Source organism: Gilliamella sp. Pas-s25 (genome assembly GCF_009795885.1).
Taxonomy (GTDB): domain Bacteria; phylum Pseudomonadota; class Gammaproteobacteria; order Enterobacterales; family Orbaceae; genus Gilliamella.
This window is the reverse complement of record NZ_WTEV01000105.1, coordinates 1-251: the sequence shown is the minus strand read 5'-3', so window position 1 is coordinate 251 and position 251 is coordinate 1. Positions and strand designations below refer to the sequence as shown.

General features: G+C 45.0%; 1 pseudogene. It reads left to right on the top strand.

Going from position 1 to position 251, the window contains the following annotated elements:
- A pseudogene (locus GQ593_RS14385) lies at positions 1 to 251 on the top strand (RHS repeat domain-containing protein); the annotation flags it as partial.

The following is a 251-nucleotide window of genomic DNA, read 5'->3' as shown; positions in this document are numbered from 1 at the left end:
GTAATCTGATTGCCGAAAAGCGCGGAAAAGACCACAGTCTAGTCACCCACTATGAGTACGACTGCCGGCATCGGTTAATCAAAGTAATTAAGCCGACAGGGCTAATTATCACCTACCCTATGATGCTTTTAATCGCCGTACTAGCAAAACCGTGGACGGTAAAACTACCGAATTTATCTGGCAAGGTAGCCGGCTTATTGCCGAAACCGATAATGATAAACACTGGCAAACCTATCTTTACGAGCCAGATT